Origin of the sequence: Pseudomonas sp. NPDC087336, assembly GCF_044744285.1 — a bacterium.
Classification (GTDB): Bacteria; Pseudomonadota; Gammaproteobacteria; order Pseudomonadales; family Pseudomonadaceae; genus Aquipseudomonas.
On record NZ_JBIUYA010000008.1, the window covers coordinates 188,992 to 208,741 of the forward strand.

Sequence of the window (19,750 nt, forward strand, 5' to 3'; positions counted from 1 at the left end):
ATTAAAGCAGTCCCGCCTGAGTCATCAGCTCCACGGCTTTTTTACTGTCGAGTTTCGAGGCGTCGACAGACGGCGCGTCGAGCTGCTGCAAAGGCACCAGTTTAGGGTTGGATTCGGCGTTCTTGCCTACGGCGTATTCAAACGATTTACCGTTCTTGAGGATGGCCTGGCCGTCCTTGCCGGTGATCCATTTGAGGAACGCCTGGGCATTTTCCTTGTGCTTGCTGGAGGCCAGGACGCCGCCCCCGGAAATGCTCACGAACGCGCCCGGGTCCTTGTGCTTGAAATAGTGCAAGGCGGTATTGTTGCTGTTCTCGCCGGTCTTGGCCTGATCGACGAAGCTGTAATAGTGGTAGATCACGCCGCTGTCGATCTGCCCGGCGTTGACCGCCTTGAGCACCGAGCTGTTGCCCCGGTACGCGGTGAAGTTGGTTTTCATCGCCTTGAGCCAGTCCAGGGTGGCGGCTTCGCCTTTTTGTTCCAGCATGGCGGCGACGATCGCCTGGAAGTCGGCGCCACCGGGCGATGCGCCCCAGCGGCCTTTCCAGCTCGGTGCACCAAGGTCCATGATCGACTTGGGCAACTGGGCTTGGGGCAGTTTGCTCGGGTTGTAGACGAACACCGTGGAACGCGCAGCGATCCCCACCCATTTGCCGTGGGCCGGACGGTAGGCCGAGTCGACCTGCTCCAGGGTGGTTTTGTCCACGGGCGCAAACAAGCCTGCGTTATCGACCAGGACCATCGCCGGGGAGTTTTCGGTGAGGAACACATCGGCCGGCGAGTCGGCGCCTTCCTGTACGATCTGGTTGCCCATTTCGGTGTCATCGCCGTTGCGCAAGGTCACCGCAATACCGGTTTCCTGGGTAAAACCTTCGACCCAGGATTTGGTCAGGCTTTCATGCTGTGCGTTGTAGACCACGATACCGACCGTATCGGCGGCGTACGCCTGACCAGCACTCAGCAAAGCGGTGGCCAGCAAGGCCTTTTTGAGGAACGAAGGGATAGGGGACTTCATGCAGCGCCAGCTCCTGTTATTTTTGCTCTTGCAGGCTGATTCGAGTGAATCGAAAAAAGAAGGACTTCAATTATTCTAGATCAATACGAATCATTTGCAGATTAAGGCGCGGCTAATGTAGAGCCGCGAATGAGAAAAAATCGTCAAATTCTCGAGCCGACGAAGCCCGCTCCTACAGGTAATGCTGTTCACTTTAGTGGCTCGATGTGGAAAGAAAATCAAAAGCCAAAGTGAGGCGGCCTGACAGCCGACCTGAATGCAGGTCTGTCCGGGATCTGATCGTTCCCACGCAGAGCGTGGGAACGATCAATTCTCGAGCCGACAAAGCCCGCTCCCACAGGGGTATTGCGTCATGGGTTGGCATTTGCCGAAGGACAACCTTTTTGCGTACCGGCCGCTGCCTGGCTGATCAGCGCGGCCAGGCGCCTGACGTTGTTCTGCTGCGCGGCTACCAGCTCATCGATCGATGGGCCCGACGGCGTCTGCAGGGTGCTGCGGCAATTTTCCATGACGTCTTCATGGCCATTGCTGCTGCGAAGGCGCCATTTCACGTCGAGCAATCCGTACTGGCCGGGAATCGAATCGAAGCGCTGGACCTCCACGCGCACCGACAATTTGCGTTGCGGATTGTTGTTGATCATCTGGTCGACCAAGGCACTGCGTAATTCATCCACCAGGCTGGCCCCCCACCAGTCGGTTTCCAGGATCGCCATGCCGGTATTGCCCTGGCGCACGACGATCTGCGGGCGATCGACCTGCGGCGGGACAGTGAGCAACTCAATCTGGATATCCGCGGAGCTGCGTGAACTGCCCGTCAGTTGGGCCGGGGTCAGGGTGTGGAACTGGATCGGATCGCTGCGGCAGGCGGCGAGCAACGACAACGCGGCAACCAAGGTGAATTTCAGCGGAAAAGCCATGAATGTTGCTCCTGTGGTCATTTGCTCGGCGGCCCTTGCAGATCGATCGGCGCGGCATTGTTCGGACGACCGCGAATCAGCGATTCCGGATGTCGGCCCAGGTAATCCGCCAGATCACGCAAGGCGCGCGACGTACGTCCGAGTTCGTCCATGGTCTGGCCAAGTTTTTCCCGTTGCGGCGAGTCTTCGGCAAGCGTCGAATTGGCCGATTGCAGGGTCGTGCTGGCCGATTGCAGGGTTTTGCTGACATCGCCCAGGGCGCTTTGCACGCTAGGCAGGGTCTTGGCATTGAATTGCGCCAGACTCTTGCGCATTTCGACGAGGTTGCTGTCCAGATTGCCGGCGATCCGTTCGATGGGCAGTTGATTGATCTTGGTGACCATGGCCTCGAGCTTTTCCTGCAATTGTTCGAGGCTGCCAGGTACGGTGGGCAGGACGACCGGTCGCAACGTCGGATCAAAGGCGACTTTCTCCGCTTTGGGGTAGAAGTCCAGGGAAATGTAGAGCTGACCGGTCAACAGGTTGCCGGTGCGGGCCTGGGCGCGCAGGCCATTCTCGATGAAGGTGCCGATCACGCGTACGCCCGCGGCTTCGTTGTTAGGGTCATGATTGAGCACCTTGAGCATCTTGGTGTGCGCCTGGCCCAGGCGTTGCGGGTAAATCACGATGCCTACGTTGACCGGGAAGGTGCGTTTTTTCTCGTCGAAATCCAGGTTGACCGAGACCACCTTGCCGATATCAATACCCAGGAACTCCACCGGCGCATCAACCTTTAGCCCGCGCAAGGCCTGATCAAAGCGCAGCACCATGAACTGCGCCTTGCCATTGGGCGGGGCGAGGGCGGTCAGTTGGTCGGGGAACAGTTCGTAGGCATAATCTTCCGGGGCCTGCTTGTCGTTGGGACTGTACTCCGGAGCGCGAAAGGCGATGCCGCCGACCAATAGGGACGACAAGGACTCGGTCTTGACCGCAAAGCCGTTGGCGCCAACGCTCACGTCGACACCGCTGGCGTTCCAGAAGCGGGTGTTCTCGGTAACGTACTGATCATTGGGCGCATGGATGAACAATTCGATGTTCACGCCCTTGCCGTCGGGGTCCAGCGCGTAGGCCACCACTTGGCCGACCGGTATCTTGCGGTAGTAGACCGGAGAGCCGATATCCAGCGAGCCCAGATCCTGGGTGTGCAGGGTGAAACGCTTGCCTGGCTCGCCGTAGGTGATCGGCGGCGGGTTTTCCAGGCCTGTGAAGTGCTTCGCCCGCGCATTGTCCTGGCCGATATCGGCGCCGATGTAGTCCCCGGATAACAGCGTGTCGATACCCGACACCCCACCAGCGCCGATCCGCGGCCGTACCACCCAGAACTTCGAGTCTTTACGGGTAAAACTTTCCGCCTGTTTGGCCAGTTTGATGGTGGCGTTCACGCTTTTCTGGTCGTCGCTCAGTTCCACGTCAGAGACTTGGCCGATCACCACGTTGCGGTATTTGACCTCGGTCTTGTTGGCGGTCAGGCCGCCACCGGTCTTGAACGTGACGGTGATGGTCGGCCCCTCCTGCAAGATGCTGTGGACCACCAGCGATATCCCTATCAGCACGGCAACAATCGGCACGATCCACACCAGCGAAAAGCCGAAGCGGCGGGTCTTGATCGGAGCCTGCCCGGGAACCAGCGGCCCGTCAGTGGCTTGTGACTTCATCCGTGACCTCCTCATTTAATGGTTTTTGCCGCTCTTTATCCCAGATCAGTCGCGGATCGAAACTCATCGCCGAGAGCATGGTGAACACCACCACCAGACCAAAGAACAGGATGCCCGGTCGCGGTTCGATATCGGCCAGGGCCTGGAATTTCACCAGGGAGGCCACCAGGGCGACCACGATGACGTCAAGCATCGACCAATAACCGATGAGCTCGACAAAACGGTACATTTGCGAGCGCTCGCGCAGTGCCCACTGGCTGTCGCGCTGAACGGTCACCAGCAGCAGCGTCAGGGCGACGAACTTGACGCCTGGCACCGCGATGCTGGCGATGAAAATGATCAGGGCGATGTCCCAGGCGCCGTGCTGCCAGAACTCGATCACGCCGCTCATGATGGTGCTGTCGGCGCCATTGCCGACCATCTTGGTGTTCATCACCGGCAACAGGTTGGCTGGGATGTAAAACACCAGGGCGGTGAACATATAGGCCCAGGTCCGGGTCAACGAGTTGGTTTTACGTCGATGCAGGGGGGCGCCACAGCGCTCGCATTCGTGGGGTTCCAAGGTCATGTCGCAGGCCAGGCCGCAGCTGTGGCACAGGCACAGGTTGAGATCGCTGGCGACGGGAGGTGTTGTCATACAATGTCCCACAGTTCACGGATGTCGCGGCCGGCAATGCGGATCATCATCAGGCTGAGGATCGCCAGGGCAAACAGACCGATGCCGGGCAGTACATCCAGCAACCCGGCGAGCTTGATCACCGCGACCATTGCCCCCAGCAGGCAGACTTCCAGCATGCTCCAGGGCCTGAGGGTTTCCAGCCAGCGCATGCAGAACCTGAAACCGGGTGAACGCCTGCGGGCGAGGGCGAAACCCAGGACCCAGATCAAGAGCACCAACTGGAAAATCGGCGCGATGATCATGGCGATCGCGGCCACCATGGCGATGAAGGTGATGGGGCCCTGGCTCAATGCCAGCACCGAATCCCAGAGTGTTGCACTATTTTTCAGGCCTTTGAGGCTGATGCTCATGACCGGATAGAAATTGGCAAAGATCCACAGCATCAATGCGGTGAAGGTCAACGCCAGACGCTGTTCCACCGTCAGGCCGTTATAGCGCTGTAGCACACCGCCGCAGCGCGTACACAGGGTTTTCTGATGTTTGGCGAGCGTGACTTTTTCATACACGCAGTCGCAGTGCTCGCAGATGATCAGTTGATCAGTAGTTGCCATGGGCCAGGCTCAACAGGAGGCAGGAAGTTCAGAGCACCCCCTCAATATAGAAGTGACTCGCGATTGAGCAAATCGAAAGGCCGAACAAGGCGATGGGGAAGGGCGTCGATTCCGAGTAGGAGCTGGCGCAGGCTGCGATCTTTTGCTTTTGCTTTTGCTTTTAAACAACAAAATCAAAAGATCGCAGCCTGCGCCAGCTCCTACAGGAATGTACAGAGGGGTTAGCCGAGCACTTCGCGCATCCGGTACCAGAGCATGCCCAGGGCCAGCAGTGGCGAACGCAGGGCGCGGCCGCCCGGGAAGGTCATGTGGGGGACGGCGCTGAACAGGTCGAAACCGCGGCTGTGGCCGGCCTGGATCGCTTCGCCCAGCAGCTTCGCGCACCAGTGGGTCACGTTGAGGCCATGGCCGGAGTATCCCTGGGCGTAGAACACGTTCGGGTGCTGGCGCAGGCGCCCGACCTGAGGGAATCGATTGGCCGTGATGCCGATCTTGCCGCCCCATTGATAGTCGATGCGCACATTCGCCAACTGGGGGAACACCTTGAGCATCTGCGGGCGCATGTAGGCGCTGATATCCGCAGGGTCACGGCCGGAGTAATGGCAGGCGCCGCCGAACAACAGGCGCCGGTCCGCCGAGAGCCGGTAGTAATCCAGGCCGACTTTCTGGTCGCACAGCGCCAGGTCGCGAGGGATCAGCTCTTCGGCAACCTGGGCCGACAAGGGTTCGGTGGCGATGATGTAGCTGCCGGCCGGGAGCACTTTGCCGCTGAGCTTCGGTTCGAGCTCGTCCAGGTGGGCGTTGCAGGCGAGCACCAGGCTGCCAGCGCGAACCGTGCCGTTGGCACAACGAACCTGCACGGTGTCGCCATGGATCAACTCCAGCACCGTACTCTGTTCGAAGATCTGTACACCAAGGGAGTGCGCAAGCGTCGCTTCGCCCAGGGCCAGGTTCAAGGGGTGCAAGTGTCCGGAACCCATGTCGACCAGGCCGCCGGCATACATGCCGGAATTCACCACCTGCCGACGAATCTGCCCGGGTTCCACCAGGCGGGTTTCGTGGGCGTAACCTGACTCCTTGAGCGCTGCGTATTCAGCCTTCAGCCCGGCAAACTGCGCCGGGGTGTTGGCCAATTCGCAAAAGCCCCAGCGCAGGTCGCAATCGATGCCGTGTTCGCGGATACGCCGGCCTACCAGCTCGACCGAATCGATACCGGCGCGCTCCAGATAACGCACGCCTTCGGTACCGATATGTTTGGCGAAGCCGCTGACGTCATGCCCAATGCCGCGAATCAGTTGTCCGCCGTTGCGCCCGCTGGCACCCCAGCCGATCCTCCGGCCTTCCAGCAGGATCACCGAGAGCCCGCGCTGAGCCAGTTCGATGGCCGTGTTGATGCCGGTGAAACCACCGCCAATCACGCAGACATCGGCCTCAAGGTCCGCCGTCAGCCCCGGAAATTGCGCCATGCCATGGGCCGACGCGGCGTAGTACGAGCGAGTATGTTCCTGTGGGTTCTGGTTCATTTGTTGGACTTCACTTTGCTCCACGAACGGGTCATCAGGCGCATGATCGACTGCGGCGGCGTGGTAGAGATGTAGAGCTTGTCGAGCACTTCCTGAGGCGGGTAAACCTCGGGGTTGTTCACAAGTTCCGGGTCCATGTACTGCTTGGCCGCCGGGTTGGGGTTGGCATAGCCGACCGAGGCACTGACTTTGGCGATCACTTGCGGGTCGAGCAGGTAATTGATGAAGGCATGGGCTTCTTTCGGGTTGCTGGCGTCGGCGGGGATGGCCAGCAGGTCGAACCACAGGTTGCTGCCTTCCTTGGGAATGGCGTAGGCGATGTTCACGCCGTTCTTGGCTTCCTTGGCACGGTTGGCGGCCTGGAACACATCGCCCGAGTAACCGAACGCCACGCAGATGTCGCCGTTGGCCAGGTCCGAGACATACTTGGACGAGTGGAAATAGGTGATGTACGGGCGGATGCTCAACAGCTTGGCTTCCGCCTTCTTGAAGTCTTCGGGGTTCTCGCTGCGCGGGTCCATGCCCATGTAGTTGAGAACCGCGGGGAACACTTCATCGGCTGAGTCCATCATCGATACGCCGCACTGGCTGAGCTTCTTGATGTTTTGCGGTTCGAACAGCACGGCCCAGGAATCGATGTGGTCGATGCCCAGCACCTGCTTGACCTTGTCGACGTTGTAGCCGATGCCGTTGGTGCCCCACAAGTACGGCACCGAGTGCGCATTACCTGGGTCGTTTTTCTCCAGCAACGCCAGCAGTTTCGGGTCGAGGTTCTTGAAGTTCGGCAGTTGCTCGCGGTCCAGCTTGAGGAACGCGCCGGCCTTCACCTGGCGGGCGAGGAAGTGGTTGGACGGTACCACCACGTCATACCCGGTACGCCCAGCGAGCAGCTTGCCTTCCAGGGTTTCATTGGAATCGAAAACGTCGTAGATCACTTTGATTGAGGTTTTGGCCTGGAAGTCGGCGAGGGTGGTTTCGCCGATGTAGTCGGTCCAGTTGTAGACGCTGACTTGTGGCTGCGCCTGGGCAACGGCGCTGAACAATACGGTCAGTGCTAGCGGGACCACGGATTTCAATAGACGCATATCGACACCTTTTTTGGATTTGTTGAGATTTTCTGGTGTTCGCTTTCCCTGTGGGAGCGGGCAAGCCCGCTCCCACAGGGGATGTGTGAAGCGGGGGGGGGGGGGAATCAGACGCTGAGCAACAGGAACTCACGCTCCCACGAACTGATCACGCGCTTGAAGTTCTCGTGCTCGGCGCGCTTGACCGCGACGTAGCCACGCACGAACCTGTCGCCCAGGTAGCGGCTGACGGTGGTGCATTCTTCCATCTGCGTCAGCGCATCTTCGATGGTGATCGGCAGGCGCAGGTTGCGCCGTTCATAGGCCCGGCCCTGCACCGCAGCGCTGGGTTCAATGCGCTCGACCATGCCCAGGTAACCGCACAGCAGGCTGGCGGCGATGGCCAGGTAAGGGTTGGCATCGGCCCCTGGCAAGCGGTTTTCCACGCGCATGGCGTCCGGGCTTGAGGTCGGCACGCGCAGGCCGACGGTACGGTTTTCTTCGCCCCATTCGACGTTCACCGGTGCCGACGTGTCCGGCAGGAAGCGGCGGAACGAGTTGACGTTGGGGGCGAACATCGGCAGGACTTTGGGGATGTACTTCTGCAGGCCACCGATGTGGTGCAGGAACAACTCGCTCATGTTGCCATGGGCGTCGGCGAAGATCGGTTGGCCGGTGGCGATGTCCACCACGCTCTGGTGGATATGCATGGCGCTGCCCGGCTCATCGCCGACCGGCTTGGCCATGAAGGTCGCGGCCACGTTGTGCTTGAGCGCTGCCTCGCGCATGGTGCGCTTGAACACGGTGATCTGGTCGGCCAGGTCCAAGGCATCGCCGTGGCGGAAGTTGATTTCCATCTGCGCCGGGCCGTCTTCGTGGATCAGCGTGTCGAGGTCCAGGCCCTGGAGTTCGCACCAGTCGTAGACGTCTTCGAACAACGGGTCGAATTCGTTGGCGGCGTCGATGGAGAACGACTGGCGACCGCTTTCGGCGCGGCCGGAGCGGCCCATCGGGGCCTTGAGCGGCAAGTCCGGGTCTTCGCAACGCTGGGTCAGGTAAAACTCCATTTCCGGCGCCACAATCGGCCGCCAGCCTTTGTCGGTGTACAGCTGCAGGACTTTCTTGAGCACGTTGCGCGGCGACAACTCAATCGGATTGCCGAACTTGTCGAAGGTGTCGTGAATTACGATGGCGGTCGGCTCGATCGCCCAAGGCACGACGTACACCGCATCGGACACCGGCTTGCAGACCATGTCGATATCGGCCGGGTCCAGCAGGTCGTAGTAGATGTCGTCGTCGACAAAGTCCCCGGTTACCGTTTGCAACAGCACACTTTCCGGCAGGCGCATGCCTCGCTCATGCAGGAACTTGTTGGTGGGTGCGATTTTGCCGCGTGCAATGCCGGTCAGGTCGCTGACCACACACTCGACTTCGGTAATCTTGTGATCTTTCAGCCAAGTGAACAGCTGATCGAAAGGGACATTCATAAAGACCTCGTAGTTGGTTTTATTAACGCCAGGAGAGGCCGGTTTCATCCGCCGGACACTTCCCCTGTAGCGCGTTGACGTCTATCTTGGGCGAGCCTTGCGGTTCCATCTATCCACTTTAAGCAGCACAAAGCGCACCAAAAGAGTGCGCAGGGTCACCCTATGACAGTCTGCAATTCATTACAGGTCCAGGCGTTCAGCACGGCCGATATCGCCGAGCAAATCCGCGCCACACCGGGCTGGGTCCAGCATTACCAACAGATGTCGCCGGGGCATTTTGCCGGAAGGGTGCGCTATCTGGACCTGCAGGGCGTGGAGATTTACGAAGAGCACATGAACACCCGGGTCGAACAGAATTTCAGCGCGCCACAAGGCTCGCTGGCGTTCTGTTTCGACCGCAGCGACAATGCGCTGTACGTGTTGAACGGCGAAAGCCGCAACATCTGGATCACCCCGGAGAACTACCAGGAAATCGCCGTGGTGTTCGGGCCGGAGTTTGTCCAGCGCCATGCCCTGGACGTCGCGCGGCTGGAGGGGCTGTTCATGGCGCCGCTTAATTCGCAGCAAAATGCATTGTTTAGTCGCTGGCTCAGCGCAACCCTGACCCAGCTGTCGCAGACCTACGACCCGCCAAGCCGTGAAGCCTTGACCCAGCAGTTGCTGGACGACTGCCTGTTCATCCTCGACAACGCCTGTGTCTGCCTCGACCAGGGTGCGCTGCAGCGCCGGGCCGGGGAGCGGGCGATCATGAAGCGGGTAGGGGAATGGGCGGCGGACAGCCCGGAAGAACAGCTCAACCTGCTGGCGTTGTCCCAGGTCGCCGGGGTTTCGCTACGCCAGCTGCAGCACACCTTCAAGACCTTCACCGGCATGGCGCCGGCCCAGTGGCTACGTCTGCGCCGCCTCAACAGCGCCCGCCGCGAACTGCTCAGCCGCACGCCTGCGCAAACCACCGTGGCCGAAGTGGCAATGCACTGGTCGTTCTGGCACCTGGGACGGTTTTCCAGCAGCTATCGCGCGCTGTTCAAGGAACTGCCGAGCGACACCCTCAAGCGTGCAAGCGTGGCTCAGGCAGTCGGGCGCGGCCGGCGTTAGAAGGTTGGCGGAGTGATCACCCAGATCACCACGGCATCCACCTCACCGGGATTGCCGTAGCGGTGCGGTTCCTGGCTGGAGAAACTGAAGCTGTCGCCTTCATTGAGTTGAAAATGGCGCTCGCCCACCCACAACTCGAAGCTGCCCGACAGCAGATAGCCGGCTTCTTCGCCGTCGTGGCTGTAGCTTTGCTGGCTGTAGGTACCGGGGGGGAAACGCGAGTGGAGCATTTCCAGCTGGCGGTTGACTTGCGGGGTCAGCAACTGGTCGACGATGCCGTCTTCGTAATGCACGTTCAGGCGGCTGTGCTTGCGCACGACGATACCGTCGTCTTCAGGATCGGTGATTGCCTCGCTGGCGAAAAACCATTGGATGGTCACGCCGAGACTGCGGGCAATGTTGAACAGCGCCGGGATCGACGGATAGGCGAGGTTGCGCTCCAGCTGGCTGATGTAGCCGGCGGTCAGCTCGCTCTGCTGCGCCAGTTCCGCCAGGGTCATGCCCCGGCGTTTGCGCAGGCCGCGGATGCGCGTGCCGAGGAAATGCGGTTCGGCCTGGGTCTTGCTGTCATTGCTCATACGAAGTTCCAAACCGGAAATCTACGGCCCCTGTAGGAGCGAGCTTGCTCGCGATGGTCGCGAACGATGACGCGTGATGACTGGTTCAACGCGGCGCTATCGAGTCCATCGCGAGCAAGCTCGCTCCTACAGTTAGGGATTAGTCATTAAAGCCCCGGAGTATAAACAGGCTTAAAGCTCCCACGCGACTTTCAAACCTTCATAAATCGCTTCTTCGGCAGTACGCGGCGCCAGGCAATCGCCAATGCGTCTAAATTCCACCAGGCCTTGCAGTTGCTCTCCCAAGGTGTCCACCGGTTGATGCCCCTGGCACAGCACCAGCGTATCGACATTCTCCATCAGCATCGGCTCGCCACTGGCGGTGTGCTGCAAGTAGACCGTGTTGTCGTCGCAACCGTACAAGCGGGCGTAGGGGATGATGGGAATGGCGAGCTTGTGCAGCTCGCCGGCCAGTTGATCGCGCACGTACAGCGGCAGGTTTTCCCCGCAATGGGTACCGTTGACCGCCAGTTGCACCTGATGCCCGGCACGGGTCAGGCGCTCGGCGATACCGGGGCCGATCCAGTCGCAGCGCCAGTCGACCACCACCACCGAACGGCCGATTTTTACCTCCTCACGCAGCACCTGCCAGGCATCCACCACCTGCAGTTCGCCACCGCGCTCGAAGGGCGGCCAATAGGGTTCGGCCCCCGTGGCGACGATCACCATGTCCGGCTTTTCCTGCTCCACCAGTGCGCGGTCGACCCGTGTGTTACGCACCACACGCACGCCGGCCAATTGCATTTCCCGTTGCAGGTTGGTACTGGCACCGCCGAATTCGCTGCGCCGTGGCAGCAGTTGCGCGAGCAACACCTGGCCGCCCAGTTGCGCGCTGGCCTCGTACAGCGTCACCTCGTGCCCGCGCTGGGCGGCCACGGCAGCGGCTTTCATCCCGGCCGGGCCACCGCCGGCAATCATGATGCGTTTGCGTCTTGCAGCCGGTTGGCGCTGGCCAAAAATCAGCTCACGGCCGGTTTCCGGGTGCTGGATGCAGGAAATCGGCAAGCCCTTGTGGAAGTGCCCGATGCACGCCTGATTGCAGGCAATGCACGCACGCACATCTTCAACGCAGCCAACATCGGTCTTGTTGGGCATTTGCGGATCGCAGATCAACGCCCGGGTCATGCCGCACACGTCGGCCTGGCCACGGGCCAGAATCAACTCGGCTTCCTGGGGCTGGTTAATGCGCCCGGTGACGAACAACGGAATGCTCAAGCCAGCCTTGAAGGTGCCGGCCTCCTTGGCCAGGTACGCCGCTTCAATCGCCATCGGCGGCACGATGTGTACGGCGCCGCCGAGCGATGCCGAGGTGCCGGCGACGATGTGGACGTAATCCAGTTGCGCTTGCAGCGATTGCACGGCAGCCAGGGACTCGTGTTCGGTCAGCCCCTCAGGGTCGCGTTCATCGGCTGAGATGCGCAGGCCGATGATGAATTGTTCGTCAGTCGCAGCGCGGATGGCGGCAATGACTTCCCGCAGGAAACGCAGGCGCTGCTCCAACTCGCCGTTATAGCCGTCGGTGCGCCGGTTGACTCGCGGGTTGATGAACTGCGCCGGCAGGTAACCGTGACTGGCGACCACTTCCACGCCATCGATGCCGGCCAGATGCAGGCGTCGGGCCGCCGCCGCGTAACCTTGGACAATCTCGTCGATCATCGCCTGGTCCAGCGCCCGTGGCATCACCCGGAACCGCTCGTTAGGCACCGCCGACGCCGAGTAAGCCACCGCCAGCAGGCCATCGCTGGACTCCATGATTTCCCGCCCCGGATGGAACACCTGCGATAGCACCAGGGTGCCATGGGCGTGGCAGGTTTGCGCCAGTTTGCGGTAGCCCTCGATGCATTCATCGTCGGTGGCCATCAGCACATGGGAGGTGTACCGCGCACTGTCATGCACCCCGGCCACCTGCAGCACGATCAGCCCGACACCGCCTTCGGCACGTGCCCGGTGATAGGCAATCAGCTGCTCGTTGACCAAATTGTCAGTGGGCATGGAGGTGTCGTGACCGCTGGACATGATGCGGTTTTTCAGGCGCTTGCCACGAATCTGCAAGGGTTCGAACAGGTGCGCGAAGGCAGGTGTCGGGGTCGGCATGGTACGGGCACTCCAGGCAGGCTGAAGCCGAAAAACCGGGTTTCGGCGTTGTTATTATTGATCTATAGAAATTTACCTTCAGTAAAAAATCAACTTGTTTTTTTACTATGTGTTGAGTAGTTTCGTGTCGAGCCCGCTCCTGGGGCGAACCTCACCAACAATAAAAAAGGGCCATGCCGACTTCGCTCGCCTGGCACCTGCACGAGGAACCACTGATGAAATCGAATACGCTCAAGCACGGTTTTTATCCCTTGGCGCTGACCCTGGCGATGAGCCTTGGCAGCGCACAGGCCGCATCGGACATGGTGGTGGTCGGTTACGGCGGCGCCGGACAAAAAGCCCAGGACGTGGCGTTCTTCCAGCCTTTTGCCGCGGTGGATCAGAGCAAGGTGATCCAGAGCGAATACAACGGTGAGATGGCCAAGATCAAGGTCATGGTCGACACCGGCAACGTCGACTGGGACGTGGTTCAGATCGAAGGCCCGGACCTGATGCGCGGTTGCGAAGAAGGCATGTATGAGCGACTGGACTGGACTCGCCTGGGCCACAGCGAACAGTTGATCCCGGAGGCCGCGCAGGAGTGCGGGTCCGCCGCGCTGGTGTGGAGCGTGGCGATTGCCTACGACACCGACAAACTGGCCCAGGCCCCGACGTCCTGGGCGGACTTCTGGAACGTACAGAAAATCCCCGGCAAGCGCGGGCTGCGCAAGCGCGCGGTGTACAACCTGGAATTCGCCTTGCTGGCGGACGGCGTGAAAACCGAAGATGTCTACAAGGTACTCGGTACCCCGCAAGGCGTGGACCGGGCATTCGCCAAACTCACTGAGCTCAAGCCTTACATCCAGTGGTGGGAAGCCGGCGCGCAACCGCCACAGTGGCTGACCGCTGGCGACGTGGTGATGACCTCGACCTACAGTGGGCGCATCGCCGACGCTGCGCACAAAGGCAGCCACCTGGCGCTGGTCTGGCCCGGCAGCCTGTACGGCATGGACTACTGGGCGATCATCAAGGGCTCCAGGCACGTCGACCAGGCCAAGCGCTTCATTGCCTTCGCCAACCAGCCGGATGCGCAGGTGAAATACGTCGAGCAAATTCCCTATGGCCCGACCAACATCCAGGCCGCCGCGCGACTCGATGACAAACTGGCGCAATGGGTGCCCACGGCGCCGCAGAACCTCAAGGGTGCGTTGTCGATGAACGTCGGTTTCTGGGTCGACCATGGCGAAGAACTGGAAGAGCGCTTCAACGCCTGGGCCAGCAAATAAGTCCAGAGGATGGCTGGACGTGCCGAAGCGTCCAGCTTTACTGTCTGCCCAGCCGAACAGCCTGGAGAACCCGACGATGAATAACCTCGCCACAGCCCAGACCACCCCTGAGCGCAGCGCCACCGAACAGCGCCTGCGTGAAGAACTGGCGGCCTGTTATCGCCTGATTGCACACTTTCGCATGACCGACCTGATCTTCACCCACATCTCGGTGCGCATTCCGGGGCCGGAGCATCACTTCCTGATCAACCCCTACGGGCTGATGTTCGATGAGATCACCGCGTCGAACCTCGTCAAAATCGACCTCAACGGCAACGCCGTGGAGCCTTCGCCGTATCCGGTGAACCCGGCCGGGTTCGTGATCCACAGCGCCATTCACGGCGCCCGCGAAGATGCGCAATGCGTGCTGCATACCCACACCAAATCCGGTTGCGCGGTGGCGGCGTTGAAGTGCGGATTGCTGCCGGTGAACCAGATTTCCATGGAGTTCTACGGCCGCGTTGCCTACCACGACTACGAAGGCGTGGCCCTGGACATGAGCGAGCAGCAGCGGTTGGTAGCCGACCTGGGCGACAAGCCGGTGCTGATGCTGCGCAATCATGGCCTGCTGACCGTCGGCGAAACCGTGAGCCAGGCATTCTTGCGCATGTATTATCTGGAAAAGGCTTGCGAAATCCAGCTGGCCGCGCAGGCGGCCGGCGAGTTGGTATTGCCGCCGGCCGAGGTTTGCGCGCACACCGAGCGCCAGTTCAATGATCCGGGGCGGCCTCTGGATGACGGCGAGTTGAGCGACCCTGATGCCATGCAATTGGCTTGGGCGGCGTTGTTGCGGATGCTGGATCGGGTGGCGCCGGGGTATCGAGACTGAATGGACTGACGCCATCTCTTGCAGGAGCCCGGCTTGCCGGCGAACCAGACGCTGAGGTTTACCTGCCACACCGCGTCATCGTTCTTCGCGGGCAAGCCTCGCTCCTACAGTCATACGACTGACTGGAGCCTTGCCCCTCGATTGCTGTACAGTCGTTCAGCTCGTAGTTAAAAGCGAGCCCCGATGATCGAGACCCAGGAGCATGTTGCCATGAATCAGGAAGCCCGTTTTTCCCGCATGGAACCGGAGTTGCGCAAGGCCAACCTGATCGAGGCGACGCTGGTGTGCCTCAAGCGCCATGGTTTCCAGGGGGCGTCGATCCGCAAGATTTCCGCCGAGGCGGGTGTTTCGGTGGGGCTGATCAGCCATCACTATTCGGGCAAGGACGAACTGGTGGCCGAGGCGTACATGGCGATCACCGGGCGCGTCATGACGTTGCTGCGCGACGCCATGGAGCAAGCGGCACCCACTGGCCGGGAGCGTTTGTCGGCATTTTTCCGTGCTTCGTTCTGCGCCGAATTGCTCGACCCGCAACTGATCGATGCCTGGCTCGCCTTCTGGGGCGCGGTGAAAACCGCCGAGGCGATCAATCAGGCCCACGAGCATTCCTATGGCGAGTACCGCGCGATCCTGAGCAAGGTGCTCAGGGAATTGGCGCAGGAGGAGGGGTGGGAGGAGGAAGGGGGCGAGCACTTCGACGCCGACCTGGCCGCGATCAGCCTCAGCGCGTTGCTCGATGGCCTGTGGCTGGAGTCCGGGCTCAATCCCGGGACCTTTACCCCTGAGCAGGGCATCCAGATTTGCGAAGCCTGGGTCGACGGTTTGCAGGCCGGTGGCCGGCAGCGGTTTTGTGTGCAGACGAGTAGCTGTTGATCACCCGTTCAGCAGTGGCTACTCTCTGGCGCTGATGCAAGCCCTCTAATAAGAAACAAGCAGGACACCCAGCAATGACTCCTCGGGTACTGATCGTCGATGACGATCCGCTGATTCGCGATCTGTTGCATGCCTACCTGTCACAGGAAGGCTACGACGTGCACTGCGCCGCCACGGCGGAACTGGCCGAAACCTTCCTGGCCAGCCAGGCCGTCGACCTGGTCATGCTCGATATCCGCCTGCCGGGCAAGGACGGCCTGACCCTGACCCGCGAGCTGCGGGTGCGCTCGGAAGTCGGGATCATCCTGATCACCGGGCGCAATGACGAAATCGACCGAATCGTCGGCCTCGAATGCGGCGCCGATGACTACGTGATCAAACCTCTCAATCCACGGGAACTGGTGTCGCGGGCAAAAAACCTGATTCGCCGGGTCCGTCATGCGCAAATGCCCCAGCCGGTCGCCGCCGTCGCCAAGCCGGTCAAGCAGTTCGCCGACTGGGCACTGGACACCGACCGCCGGCGCCTGATCGACCCGTCCGGCAGCGAGACCTTGCTGACCCACGGCGAGTACCAGTTGCTCAGCGTGTTTTTGCGCAACAGCGGCCACACCCTCAGCCGCGACCAATTGATGGACCAGATCCGCAACCGCGAATGGGTGCCCAACGACCGTTCGATCGACGTGCTGGTCGGGCGCTTGCGCCGCAAGCTGCACGACGATCCCGCCGAACCGCAACTGATCATCACCATCCACGGCGCCGGTTACCTGTTCACTGCCAGCCTGGCGGCGTGACCGCGGTGGGACGGTTGCTCTGGGTGCTACTGATGTTGTTGGCGAGCAATGTGCAGGCCGCGGACAAGATCCGCTATTGCGATTACCCGGTGTACCCGCCGATTTCCTGGAGCGACGGCAAGCACGTGCGTGGCCTGGCGCCGAGCGTGGTCCGGCAGCTGTTCGGTAAGCTCGGCTACGAGGTCGAGATCGTGGTGCTGGATAACTGGAAACGCTGCCTGCTGGACGCTGCCGAAGGCCGGGTCGATGTGGTGCTGGCCTATAGCACCGCGCAACGGGAACAGAGCATGCTGTTTTCCAGCGTGCCGGTGCTGCGCGAAGAGGTGGCGTTGTTCATCAATCGCCAGCACCCGGTGAAGTTCGAACAACTGCAGGACCTGGCCGAGTACCGGGGCGGCTTGCTGTTCGGTGAAAGCTACGGCGTGGCGTTCGATCGCATGGTCGCCCAACACAACAACATCGAGTGGGTCGCCAGCAGCCGCCAGAACTTCGGCAAGCTGATTCGCGGGCGCATCGATTTCATCACCCAGGAGCGCCGCACCGGCGAGTTGTACGTGCAGAACCTGCCCGGCGCCCAGGACATCGTCGCCTTGCCCAAGGCCCTGAGCGTGGACTACTTGCGGGTCGCCGTTTCCCGCCGTTCGCCGCTGTCCGCCCACATGCCGCAGATAGACGCGCAGTTGCAGCGCATGGTGGATGCCGGTGATGTCCAGCGCCTTCTCGATGAAAGCGAAGTCATCTACCGCGACATGATCAACCTGCCGGTGAACGCGCAATGATCCGCGCGCGTCCCGGTGGTCTGCTGCGGCGCCTGCTGTGGTTCATTCTGCTGTTCAGCCTGTGTTTCACCGTGCTTGCCAGCAGCGTGCAGCTGTACATCGAGTATCGCCGGGAAATGCGCGAGATCGACTCGCGCATGGAGCTGATCCGCGCCGGTTACCTGGCCAGCCTGGAGCGCAGTCTCTGGGACCTGAACCAGGAGCAGTTGAATGTGCAGCTGCGCGGCCTGGTGGATTTCTCCGACGTCGCCAGGGTGCATCTGACCGGTCCCGATTTCGACCTGGTACAAGGCAATCCAGCGCCGGCAGGGCCGTTGCGCATCGAGCGCTTTGCCCTCGATTACCAACCACCTTCCGGTCCTTTGCGCCAGCTCGGCGAACTGGAAGTCAGCACCGACCTGGGGGCGGTGTATCAGCGACTGTACGCTACCGGCTTGACCAACCTGTTGTGGATGGCGGTATTTTTCTGTGGCCTGTCGGTGGCGCTGTCGGGGCTGTTTTATCGCCTGGTGACCCGCCACCTGAAAATCATGGCCGAATTTGCCCGGCGCATTGCCGCAGGGGAATGGCACGAGCCGCTGCGCCTGGACAAGCGGCCTGGCGTGCAAAACGACGAAATCGACACCGTGGCCCATGCCCTCGACGACATGCGCCGGGCGATTCTCAGTGACATCGACCGCCGGGAAACCGACCGCCTGGCCCTGCAGGACAACCGCGACGAATTGCTGCGAATGGTCGAGCGGCGCACGGCCAGCCTGATGCGTGCCAAGGACGAAGCCGAAGCGGCCAACCTCGCCAAGTCGCGGTTCCTGGCGACCATGAGCCACGAACTGCGCACGCCGCTCAATGGCATCCTGGGCATGGCCGAGTTGCTGCGTGGTGCCCGTCTCGACCCGCAGGACAGCCGGCGCCTGGATGCGTTGCACAAGGCCGGCGAGGGGCTGCTGAGCATCCTCAATGAAGTGCTGTACTTCGCCAAGCTGGAGGAGGGCACCAGCCTCCCGGAGCCGGTGAATTTTTCCATTCGCCAGTTGCTCGACGACGTCCTCACGCTGCTGGAGCCCAAGGCGCTGGACAACGACACGCTCCTGCATTGCCGGGTCGATCAACGGGTGTCCGATCACCACCATGGCGCCGAGCAATACCTGCGCCAAGTGTTGAGCAACCTGTTGGCCAACGCGATCAAGTTCACGCAAGGCGGCGACGTCAGTGTCGAAGTGGCGTTGCTTGCGCTTGCGCAAGAGCAGCACGGGCAACGTCTGCGGGTGAGTGTCACCGACAACGGCATCGGTATCGCCCCGGCGATGCAGGCGAAGATTTTCGAGCGTTTCACCCAGGCCAGCGAAGAAGTCGCGCAGCGTTATGGCGGCACGGGATTGGGGCTGGCCATCTGTGAGCATCTGGTGGAGAAGATGGGCGGCGGCATCGGCGTCAGCAGCGAAGTCGGGCGCGGCAGTTGCTTCTGGTTCGAGTTGACGTTGCAGCCGGCCCTTCAAGCCCTTGCCGCGACGCCCACTCATGCCGCGGGCCCGGCGCTGGACATCCTGGTGGTCGAGGACGTGGCGCTCAACCGCGAAGTTGCAGAAGGCTTGCTGCAACGGGACGGGCATCGAGTCTGGCTTTCCATCGATGCCGAACAGGCATGGGTGCAATGCACGGCGCGCAGTTTCGATTTGATCTTGCTGGATGTGCATCTGCCGGGGATGAGCGGCGTGCAGTTGTGCGAACAGATCCGCAGCAACGACGGACCGAACCGCCACACGCGCATACTGGCCTTGACCGCCAGCGTGCAACCGGCGTTGGTGCGCGGCTATCTGGATGCCGGTATGGACGGCATCCTGGCCAAACCCTTGAAGCTGGAAAATCTGCGACAGGTGCTGGCCGGACAGGCAACGATCGACCAGTCCGAGGTAGACGACGCAGCGATGGACTGGCCGTTGCTGCAGACCCATCGCAGTCTGCTTGGCGAGCAGAAAGTCCAGGGCCTGCTGGCCGTGCTGCGCGATTCGATCCTGCAACACCGTGAGGGGCTGGGCGAAGCCATTGCGGCCGACGATTGCACCGAAGTGGCACAACTGGCGCACCGCCTGGCCGGCAGCAGCGACTCCCTGGGATTTCGCGCATTGGCTGCGGTATTACGCAGCCTGGAAATCGCGGCGCTGGGCAATGACCAACCCGCGATTCGATCGTTGGTGCCCTTGGTCGAAGCGCAACTGCAAGGATCGTTGCACACCCTCAAAGGCCTGTTGCAGAGCTGACGTACAAGTTTGTTACGACTTTCTACAACTTTGATCTTTACGTACAACAGGGCCTTACATGGCTTTCCAATAATCGACGCAACCGCCGCAGCGCGGTCTTCGAAGCTTATTGGAGATAATAATAATGAATTGCCGTAAAGCTGCTTCCTCCCTGCCTGACGTCCGGTCATGCGCTTCGCG

Annotated in this window: 17 protein-coding genes; 7 read left to right on the forward strand and 10 right to left on the reverse strand. The window is 61.2% G+C overall.

Annotated elements, in window-relative coordinates; all coding sequences use genetic code 11:
- Position 1: 1 nt before the first annotated feature.
- From ACIO0C_RS10605 to ACIO0C_RS10640, 8 genes are all read right to left on the reverse strand, one after another.
- Positions 2 to 1,015: an iron ABC transporter substrate-binding protein gene (locus ACIO0C_RS10605; RefSeq protein WP_401311291.1), complete on the reverse strand. Its 1,014-nt coding sequence runs from the start codon at positions 1,013 to 1,015 to the stop codon at positions 2 to 4.
- A gap of 350 nt (positions 1,016 to 1,365) precedes the next feature.
- Entirely contained in the window at positions 1,366 to 1,932 is a 567-nt protein-coding gene (locus tag ACIO0C_RS10610) for a membrane integrity-associated transporter subunit PqiC (RefSeq protein WP_401311293.1), read from the reverse strand.
- Between the two features lie 17 nt (positions 1,933 to 1,949).
- Complete coding sequence (locus ACIO0C_RS10615; protein ID WP_401311296.1) at positions 1,950 to 3,626, reverse strand: intermembrane transport protein PqiB; 1,677 nt, start codon at positions 3,624 to 3,626, stop codon at positions 1,950 to 1,952.
- Positions 3,607 to 4,263 carry a paraquat-inducible protein A gene (locus ACIO0C_RS10620; RefSeq protein ID WP_401311298.1) on the reverse strand — a complete coding sequence of 219 codons (657 nt, stop codon included), beginning with the start codon at positions 4,261 to 4,263 and terminating at the stop codon, positions 3,607 to 3,609. The genes ACIO0C_RS10615 and ACIO0C_RS10620 overlap by 20 nt, the downstream gene beginning before the upstream one ends.
- Positions 4,260 to 4,856 (reverse strand): paraquat-inducible protein A, encoded by a 597-nt coding sequence (locus ACIO0C_RS10625; protein ID WP_401311301.1) that lies wholly within the window; start codon positions 4,854 to 4,856, stop codon positions 4,260 to 4,262. Before ACIO0C_RS10625 ends, ACIO0C_RS10620 begins: the two co-directional genes overlap by 4 nt.
- Before the next feature lie 221 nt (positions 4,857 to 5,077).
- Positions 5,078 to 6,379, reverse strand: coding sequence for an NAD(P)/FAD-dependent oxidoreductase (locus ACIO0C_RS10630; protein ID WP_401311304.1), 1,302 nt, complete (start codon positions 6,377 to 6,379; stop codon positions 5,078 to 5,080).
- Positions 6,376 to 7,464, reverse strand: a complete 1,089-nt coding sequence (locus ACIO0C_RS10635) for a polyamine ABC transporter substrate-binding protein (RefSeq protein ID WP_401311307.1) — start codon at positions 7,462 to 7,464, stop codon at positions 6,376 to 6,378. The genes ACIO0C_RS10630 and ACIO0C_RS10635 overlap by 4 nt, the downstream gene beginning before the upstream one ends.
- 107 nt (positions 7,465 to 7,571) lie before the next feature.
- Positions 7,572 to 8,930 (reverse strand): glutamine synthetase family protein, encoded by a 1,359-nt coding sequence (locus tag ACIO0C_RS10640; RefSeq protein ID WP_401311309.1) that lies wholly within the window; start codon positions 8,928 to 8,930, stop codon positions 7,572 to 7,574.
- A 162-nt stretch (positions 8,931 to 9,092) separates the two neighbouring features.
- Here ACIO0C_RS10640 and ACIO0C_RS10645 point away from each other — a divergent pair, with 162 nt between their 5' ends.
- Complete coding sequence (locus ACIO0C_RS10645; RefSeq protein WP_401311311.1) at positions 9,093 to 10,025, forward strand: helix-turn-helix domain-containing protein; 933 nt, start codon at positions 9,093 to 9,095, stop codon at positions 10,023 to 10,025.
- Here ACIO0C_RS10645 and ACIO0C_RS10650 read toward each other — a convergent pair.
- On the reverse strand, positions 10,022 to 10,603 hold the full coding sequence (locus ACIO0C_RS10650; protein ID WP_401311313.1) for a cupin domain-containing protein: 582 nt from the start codon (positions 10,601 to 10,603) through the stop codon (positions 10,022 to 10,024). The two genes, ACIO0C_RS10645 and ACIO0C_RS10650, sit on opposite strands and share 4 nt — an antisense overlap.
- Positions 10,604 to 10,774: 171 nt before the next feature.
- Positions 10,775 to 12,736 (reverse strand): FAD-dependent oxidoreductase, encoded by a 1,962-nt coding sequence (locus ACIO0C_RS10655; RefSeq protein ID WP_401311316.1) that lies wholly within the window; start codon positions 12,734 to 12,736, stop codon positions 10,775 to 10,777.
- A 215-nt stretch (positions 12,737 to 12,951) separates the two neighbouring features.
- Here ACIO0C_RS10655 and ACIO0C_RS10660 point away from each other — a divergent pair, with 215 nt between their 5' ends.
- The 6 genes from ACIO0C_RS10660 (at position 12,952) to ACIO0C_RS10685 (ending at position 19,570) form a co-directional block, all read left to right on the forward strand.
- Positions 12,952 to 14,001, forward strand: coding sequence for an ABC transporter substrate-binding protein (locus ACIO0C_RS10660; RefSeq protein WP_401311319.1), 1,050 nt, complete (start codon positions 12,952 to 12,954; stop codon positions 13,999 to 14,001).
- A 76-nt stretch (positions 14,002 to 14,077) separates the two neighbouring features.
- The gene (locus tag ACIO0C_RS10665; protein WP_401311322.1) at positions 14,078 to 14,869 is read left to right on the forward strand and encodes a class II aldolase/adducin family protein; all 792 of its coding nucleotides are present in this window, start codon (positions 14,078 to 14,080) and stop codon (positions 14,867 to 14,869) included.
- Between the two features lie 210 nt (positions 14,870 to 15,079).
- Positions 15,080 to 15,742 carry a TetR family transcriptional regulator C-terminal domain-containing protein gene (locus ACIO0C_RS10670; protein WP_401311325.1) on the forward strand — a complete coding sequence of 221 codons (663 nt, stop codon included), beginning with the start codon at positions 15,080 to 15,082 and terminating at the stop codon, positions 15,740 to 15,742.
- Between the two features lie 74 nt (positions 15,743 to 15,816).
- Entirely contained in the window at positions 15,817 to 16,533 is a 717-nt protein-coding gene (locus ACIO0C_RS10675; protein ID WP_401311328.1) for a response regulator, read from the forward strand.
- Between the two features lie 32 nt (positions 16,534 to 16,565).
- Positions 16,566 to 17,312: a substrate-binding periplasmic protein gene (locus ACIO0C_RS10680; protein WP_401311331.1), complete on the forward strand. Its 747-nt coding sequence runs from the start codon at positions 16,566 to 16,568 to the stop codon at positions 17,310 to 17,312.
- Positions 17,309 to 19,570: an ATP-binding protein gene (locus tag ACIO0C_RS10685; protein ID WP_401311333.1), complete on the forward strand. Its 2,262-nt coding sequence runs from the start codon at positions 17,309 to 17,311 to the stop codon at positions 19,568 to 19,570. The genes ACIO0C_RS10680 and ACIO0C_RS10685 overlap by 4 nt, the downstream gene beginning before the upstream one ends.
- The last annotated feature ends 180 nt before the right edge of the window (positions 19,571 to 19,750 follow it).